Source organism: Streptomyces sp. NPDC003077 (assembly GCF_040611095.1).
In the GTDB taxonomy this organism is placed as follows: Bacteria; Actinomycetota; Actinomycetes; order Streptomycetales; family Streptomycetaceae; genus Streptomyces.
Genome location: NZ_JBEXNM010000003.1, coordinates 269,297 through 276,754, shown reverse-complemented (window position 1 = coordinate 276,754; position 7,458 = coordinate 269,297). Strand labels below are relative to the sequence as shown.

General features: G+C 72.6%; 4 protein-coding genes. 3 read left to right on the top strand and 1 reads right to left on the bottom strand.

Features of this window, described 5'->3' with window-relative positions; translation table 11 throughout:
• The first annotated feature begins 347 nt into the window (after positions 1 to 347).
• Positions 348 to 2,891 carry a glycoside hydrolase family 3 C-terminal domain-containing protein gene (locus ABZX96_RS04000; protein WP_355537383.1) on the top strand — a complete coding sequence of 848 codons (2,544 nt, stop codon included), beginning with the start codon at positions 348 to 350 and terminating at the stop codon, positions 2,889 to 2,891.
• Positions 2,892 to 3,125: 234 nt separating this feature from the next.
• Here the strand turns inward: ABZX96_RS04000 and ABZX96_RS03995 are convergent, their stop codons facing one another.
• Positions 3,126 to 4,355 (bottom strand): cytochrome P450, encoded by a 1,230-nt coding sequence (locus ABZX96_RS03995; RefSeq protein WP_355537380.1) that lies wholly within the window; start codon positions 4,353 to 4,355, stop codon positions 3,126 to 3,128.
• Between the two features lie 342 nt (positions 4,356 to 4,697).
• On the opposite strand from ABZX96_RS03995, the gene ABZX96_RS03990 reads away from it, so the two are divergent.
• Positions 4,698 to 5,948: a dTDP-4-dehydro-6-deoxyglucose aminotransferase gene (locus tag ABZX96_RS03990; protein WP_355537377.1), complete on the top strand. Its 1,251-nt coding sequence runs from the start codon at positions 4,698 to 4,700 to the stop codon at positions 5,946 to 5,948.
• A complete protein-coding gene (desII, locus tag ABZX96_RS03985) occupies positions 5,945 to 7,402 on the top strand; it encodes a dTDP-4-amino-4,6-dideoxy-D-glucose ammonia-lyase (protein WP_355537374.1) in 1,458 nt (485 codons plus the stop codon). Before ABZX96_RS03990 ends, desII begins: the two co-directional genes overlap by 4 nt.
• Positions 7,403 to 7,458 lie beyond the last annotated feature (56 nt).

Here is a 7,458-nt window from a genome sequence, read left to right as displayed (position 1 = left end):
CGGGGCGGCGGGTGACCTACCGCGCGTCGGTTACGCGCAACTGCCGCGAGGAGGTACCCCGGGGCGGCCCCGACCCCAAACACACCGGGCGCCCGCCCCACACCCCCTCCCGCCGAAGGCGTACGGAGACGACCCCGGATCACACGGAGGCGAGCGAGCCACCGCACGGAGACAATCCGGACACCCGCCCGGAAGGGCCCGGATGCCGCCCACGGCCTCGGGCGGGCACGGCGCCGCACCGCTCCCGACGGGAGCCACCACCCCGCCCCCACAAACCACCTCTCCCCTGAAAAACACCCACCGCACAACCAACGGAACAACGGAACAACGAAACGAGGAACCCCCGCATGAAACGCACAACCCGAACCACCCGCGGCAGAACCCCGTACGCCTTCCCCTCCCTCTCCCGCCGCGGCCGGACGTTCCGGCCGCTGGTGCTGGCCGCCGCCGCGAGCCTGCTGCTCGGGGGCACCGTGGCGCACGCCGCGCCGCCCGCGTCGGACTCAGCGGTCAAGACCGCCACCCCTGAGGAGGAGCAGGCGAGCTGGGCACGGGAGGCCCAGCGGCTCGTGGCACGGATGACGCTGGACGAGAAGATCTCCTTCGTCCACTGGGGCCTGGACCCGGACCGGCAGGGCGTCGGCTACCTGCCCGGCGTCAAGCGCCTGGGCATACCCCCGCTGCGTTCCGCCGACGGACCGGAGGGCATCCGCCTGGTCGGAAAGACGGCCACCGCGCTGCCCGCCCCCATCGGCCTGGCCGCCTCCTTCGACGACGACCTGGCCCGCAAGTACGGCGAGGTGATGGGCCGGGACGGCCGCGCGCTCAACCAGGACATGGTGCTCGGCCCGATGGTCAACAACATCCGGGTCCCGCACGGCGGGCGGAACTTCGAGACCTTCGGCGAGGACCCGCTGGTCTCCTCGCGCATCGCCGCGGCCCAGATCAAGGGCATCCAGAGCCAGGGCCTGATGACGACGGCGAAGCACTTCGCGGCCAACAACCAGGAGGACAACCGCTTCACCGTCAACGCGAACGTCGACGAGCAGACGCTCCAGGAGATCGAGTTCCCGGCGTTCGAGGCCTCGGTGAAGGCCGGGGCCACGTCGTTCATGTGCGCGTACAACGGCCTCAACGGCAAGCCGTCCTGCGGCAACGAGGACCTGCTGAACACCGTGCTGCGCGAGCAGTGGGGCTTCAAGGGCTGGGTGATGTCCGACTGGCAGGCCACCCACAGCACGGACGCCATCACCAAGGGCCTGGACCAGGAGATGGGCCTCGACCTGGTCGGCGACCCCGCGCCGGGCGACCCGGAGCCGGACGCGAAGTACTTCGGCCAGGCCCTGAAGAAGGCCGTCCAGGAGGGGCGGATTCCGCAGGCCACGCTGGACCGGTCGGTGGCGCGCATCGTCGGGCAGATGGTCCGCTTCGGGCTCGTCGGCACCACCCCGCCGCCCCGGCCCGAACGGGACCGGGCGGGCGCCCAGGCCGCGTCGAAGGAGATCGCCGAGGGCGGCGCGGTGCTGCTGCGCAACGAGAACGCCGCGCTGCCGCTGACCGGCGAGGCCGGCCGCAGCATCGCGGTGATCGGCCCGACGGCCACCACGCCCAAGGTCACCGGCCTGGGCAGCGCCCACGTGCGGCCGGACGCGGCGGCGGCCCCGCTGGACACCCTGCGCGCCCGGGCGGGCAAGGACGCCCAGGTGACGTACGAGATCGGCGAGGACCGGTTCGGCAGCCCCATCCCGGCCACCGCGCTGAGCCCGGCGTTCACCAACGGCAAGCAGTTGGAGGCCGGCCAGACCGGCACGCTCTACGACGGCACGCTGACCGTCCCGGCCGACGGCGCGTACCGGATCGCCGTGCGCGCCACCGGCGGGTACGCGACCCTCACGGTGGACGGGACCGTCATCGAGGCCGGTGAGGTGTACGGCGACATCAGCAGTCCGCTGCTCACCCTCACCAAGGGCACCCACAAGGTGACGATGACGGGCTTCGCCATGCAGGGCACCCCGCTCTCGGTGGACCTGGGCTGGGTCACCCCGCAGGCCGCCGAGGCGAACATCCAGCGCGCGGTGGAGGCCGCGAAGAGCGCGCGGACCGCGATCGTGTTCGCGTACGACGACGGCGCCGAGGGCTTCGACCGCACCTCCCTGTCGCTGCCGGGCACGCAGGACAAGCTGATCTCCGCGGTGGCCAAGGCCAACCCCCGCACGGTCGTGGTGCTCAACACCGGCGCGTCGGTCCTCATGCCGTGGCTCGCGGACACCGCCGCCGTCCTGGACATGTGGTACCCGGGCCAGGCCGGTGCCGAGGCGACGACCGCGCTGCTGTACGGGGACGCGAACCCCGGCGGCAAGCTCACCCAGTCCTTCCCGGCCCGGGAGGACCAGCATGCCGTCGCCGGTGACCCGAAGCGGTACCCGGGCGTGGACAACCAGCAGGACTACTCCGAGGGCATTTACGTCGGCTACCGGTGGTACGACCAGCAGGGTGAGCGCCCGCTGTTCCCGTTCGGGCACGGCCTGTCGTACACGACCTTCGGCTACGGCGACGTGAGCGCCGAACGGGCCGCCGACGGCGGGCTGACGGTGCGTGCCACGGTCACCAACACCGGCAAGCGCGCCGGCCACGAGGTCGTCCAGGTCTATCTGGGGGCCAGCCCGGACGTGTCGGCACCGCAGGCCAAGAAGAAGCTGGCCGGGTACACCAAGGTGAAGCTGGCCCCGGGCGAGAGCAAGCGGGTGACCGTCACGGTGGACGCCCGCCAGCTCCAGTACTGGGACACCGCCTCGCACGCCTGGCGGACGGGTACGGGCGAGCGCACGGTGCAGGTGGGGTCATCGTCGGCGGATCTGCGAGGGACGGCGACGGTCCGCGTGACGGGCTGAGGCGGGCGTCTTGAGGGGCGCGTCCTGAGGGGCGCGCCCCGAGACGCACGCCCTGCGACACCGCACCGAGACGCACACTCTGCGACACGCGCCCCGAGACACACACTCCGAGCGCAGGGAGGACGGACCGGCCCCGCCCAAGCACGGCACCACCGGACCGCCGGCCCGCCCCTCCCCGCGTCGCGTCCCGAAGCGCGGGGACGGGGCGGGCCGGTATCACCGGCCCGCCCCCTCTCACCCCCACCCCACCCAAAGCTCCCGCACCCCCCGGATCATCATGTTCGGGAACCACCGCAGCGTCCCCGGGTCATCCACCAGCCCCAGCCGCGGACACCGCTCCAGAAGCCGCCGGATCGCGATCCGCGCCTCCATGCGGGCCAGCGGCGCGCCGATACAGAAGTGGATGCCGTGCCCGAAGGCGAGGTGTCCGCCGGTGGGTCGGCGGATGTCGAAGCGGTCCGGGTCCGGGAAGCGGCTCGGGTCGCGGTGCGCGTCGGCGAGCACGACGAGCACGCTGGCGCCGGCGGGGAGGACGGTGTCGCCGAGGGTGACGGGTTCGAGGGGGAACCGGTAGGTCGCGGCCTCCACCGGTCCCTCGTACCGGAGCATCTCCTCCACGGCGTTGTCCAGGAGTGACATGTCGGCCCGCAGCAGGGCCAGTTGGTCGGGGTGGGTGAGCAGCGCGTACATGCCGTTGGTGATGAGGTTGACCGTCGTCTCGTGTCCGGCGATCAGCAGGACGTACGCCATGGCGATCAGCTCGTCCTCGGCCAGCCGTTCGCCGTCGTCGGCGGCGGTGCGGGTCAGCGCGCTCAGCAGGTCGTCGCCGGGGCGGGCCCGTTTGTCCGCGACGAGTTTCTCGATGTAGCCGGCCATGTCCTCCACGGCCTGCTGTGCCTCCTGGGGGCTGTCCGGCATGACGAACTTGTCGGTCCAGGCCCGGAAGGTGGCACGGTCCTCGACGGGCACGCCGAGCAGTTCGCAGATGACCGTGATCGGCAGCGGGAAGGCCAGGTCGGCCACCAGGTCGGCGCGGCCGTCGGGGGCGGCGAGCATCGCGTCGAGCAGGTCCTCGGTGATCTCTCGCACGCGGGGGCGCAGCGCCTCGACCCGGCGGGTGGTGAACTCGCGGGCGACGAGCTTGCGCAGCCGGGTGTGGCGCGGCGGGTCGGACTCCAGCATGTTGGCACTGACCAGGGCGGCCTTGCCGCTCGGCCGCAGGTCGGGGGACGCGGACCGGCTCCAGTCCTTGCTGAAGCGGGGGTCGTTGAGCACCGCGCGGGCCTGGTCGTAGCCGACGACCAGCCACACGTCCTCGCCGTCGGTCGTGCGGACGCGGTGGACGGGCCCCTCGGCGCGCATCCGCGCGTACACGGGATGCGGATTGCCGTGGAAATCCGGTCCGAGTTCCCGCAGGTCGACAATATCCGGCCGTTCTTTCCGCGCCGTCGACGGTGTCTGCACCGTTTCGCACCTCCTTGGTTTCCCAAATGCGGCTCACCGTAACCTAGTAGGTGCGCGTGCGCAGCAATTACCCTGCGGGGTGGGGGCCATTGCGTACGGACACGATCGCGAGCACAATTCCTTACGCGACACCCGACGAGGACGCGCACGAGTTCCTCGGGCCGTCGGAGCCACCGTGAAGTTGCCGAAGGATTGTCCGGCGCCACGGCGCGGAGGCCCTCTTCCCGCAGCGAAGTTCCAGCAGTCCATCAGACGCCCGACCGGGAGTTCACCGGCCGGGCACGCCCGCGCCCGTAGCGGGATATCCCGCATATCCCGCGGCGAAAGTTCCGGAGGGACGCCATGAAACACGGCAGAACGGACCTCGCCCTCTTCGGCGGGGACCGCGCGTTCGCGCGGCCCGTGCAGGTGGGCCGGCCCAGTGCCGTCATCCGGTCGAAGTTCTTCGACCGGCTCAACCAGGCCCTGGACAGCCAGTGGCTGTCCAACGGCGGCCCGCTGGTCCGCGAGTTCGAGGAGCGGGTCGCCCGGCTGGCGGGCGTCCGCCACTGCGTGGCGACCTGCAACGGCACCGCCGGCCTCCAGATACTGGCCCGGGCCATCGGGCTGACCGGCGAGGTCGTTATGCCATCCATGACGTTCGCGGCCACCGCGCACGCGATGCACTGGCTGGGTCTGGAGCCGGTCTTCGTGGACGTCGATCCCCGGACCGGCAACCTCGATCCGGCCCTGGTGCCCGCCGCCGTCACGCCCCGCACCTCGGCGATCTTGGGGGTGCACCTGTGGGGGCGCCCGTGCCCGGTGGACGAGTTGGAGCGGGTCGCGGCGGACCTGGGCCTGCCGCTGTTCTACGACGCCGCGCACGCGATCGGCTGCACGGCGGGCGGGCGGCCCGTCGGCGGGTTCGGCCGGGCGGAGGTGTTCAGTTTCCACGCGACGAAGGTGGCGCACGCCTTCGAGGGCGGGGCGGTGGTCACCGACGACGACACGCTGGCGCACCGGCTGCGCGCCCTGCAGAACTTCGGGATCGGGCTGTCCGACGACCCCGCCGCCGCGGCGGGCGGCACCAACGCCAAGATGAGCGAGGCCGCCGCGGCCATGGGGCTGACCTCGCTGGACACCTTCGAGGCGACCGTCCTGCACAACCGCGACAACCACACCCGGTACCGGGCCTGCCTCGCGGACCTGCCGGGCGTCCAAGTGGTCGACTTCGATCGCCACGAGCGCAACAACTACCAGTACGTGATCGTGGAGGTGGACGCGGCGGTCACCGGCATCCACCGGGACCTGCTCATGGACGTCCTGAGCGCCGAGAACATCCGCACCCGCCCCTACTTCTCGCCCGCCTGCCACCAGCTGGCGCCCTACCGCGACCGGCCGGGCGCCGCGCTGCCGCACACCGAGCGGCTCGCCGAGCGGGTGCTGTCCCTGCCCACCGGCACCTCGGTGACCACCGAGGACGTCGAGCGGATCTGCGACGTCATACGGCTCGCCGTGACCGAGGGCCACGCGGTGACCGCCGCCGCCCGCGCCGCCGCCGCCCAGATGCCCGTACCCACCCCTTTGACGCCGTCGATTGGACCCCACGCATGACCACGCGATCCCCCCTCCCCGCCGGGCCGGTCGCCCGCTGCGCGCTGCCGGGCGCCGACCTGTCCGCGGCGGCCCAGGCCGTGGGCGACCGGCTGACCGCCGAGGGCCGGGCCGGCGCCGACGAGGCGCCCGGCCTCTCCCGCCACCTGGTCGCGCTCGCCGCGCACTACGGCAACAGCCCCTTCACGCCCCTGGAGGAGACCCGCGCGCGGCTGGGCGTCGGGGAGGACGCCTTCCGCCGCCTGCTGACCCTCTTCCGCACGGTGCCCGACCTGCGGACCGCCGTCGAGCAGGGCCCGGCCGGCAAGTACTGGCAGAACACCCTCCTCCCCCTGGAGCGGCAGGGCCTCTACGACACCGTCCTGGACCGCAAGCCGGCGTTCCCGCACATCGTGGGCCTGTATCCGGGGCCGACCTGCATGTTCCGCTGCCACTTCTGCGTCCGGGTGACGGGCGCCCGGTACGACCCCTCGGCGCTGGGCGCGGGCAACGAGATGTTCGCCTCGGTGATCGACGAGATACCCGACGGCAACCCGTACGCCATGTACTTCTCCGGCGGGCTGGAGCCGCTGACCAACCCCGGGCTGGGCACCCTCGTGGCCCGCGCCGCCGGCCGCGGCCTGCGCCCCACCGTCTACACCAACTCCTTCGCCCTGACGGAGCAGACCCTGGCCCGGCAGCCGGGGCTGTGGGACCTGCACGCCGTGCGCACCTCCCTGTACGGGCTCAGCGACGAGGAGTACGAGCACACCACCGGCAAGCGGGCCGCCTTCGGCCGCGTCAAGGCCAACCTGCTGCGCTTCCAGGAGCTGCGCGCCGGGCGCGGCGCCCCGGTGCGGCTGGGCCTGAGCTACATCGTGCTGCCGGGCCGCGCGCACCGGCTGCTGGACCTGGTCGACTTCATCGCCGAGCTGGACGCGGCGGCGCCGGGCCGGCCGGTGGACTTCCTGAACGTGCGCGAGGACTACAGCGGCCGGGAGGACGGCCGGCTGCCGGAGGCCGAGCGCGCCGAGCTCCAGGACGCGCTGGCCGCCTTCGAGGAGAAGGTGCGGGAGCGCACTCCGGCGCTGGATGTGGACTACGGCTACGCCCTGCAGAGCCTGCGGCTGGGCGCGGACGCCGAACTGCTGCGCATCCGCCCGGAGACGATGCGCCCCACGGCGCACCCCCAGATCTCCGTCCAGGTGGACCTGCTGGGCGATGTGTACCTGTACCGCGAGGCGGGGTTCCCCGACCTGGAGGACGCGCACCGTTATATCGCGGGACGGGTAGCGCCGGGCGGATCCCTGACCGAGGTCGTGGACCGCTTCGTCCGCGAGGGCGGGCAGGTGCCGCCCGCGCCCGGCAACGAGTACTTCCTCGACGGGTTCGACCAGGTGGTCACCGCCCGCCTGAACCAGCTGGAGGCCGACACCGCCGCCGGCTGGGGGGACTTCCGCGGTTTCCTGCGCTGACGGCCACCCGGCCGCCACTCTCCTTCGTCCGCACACCCTCACCGTGAAACGGCCCG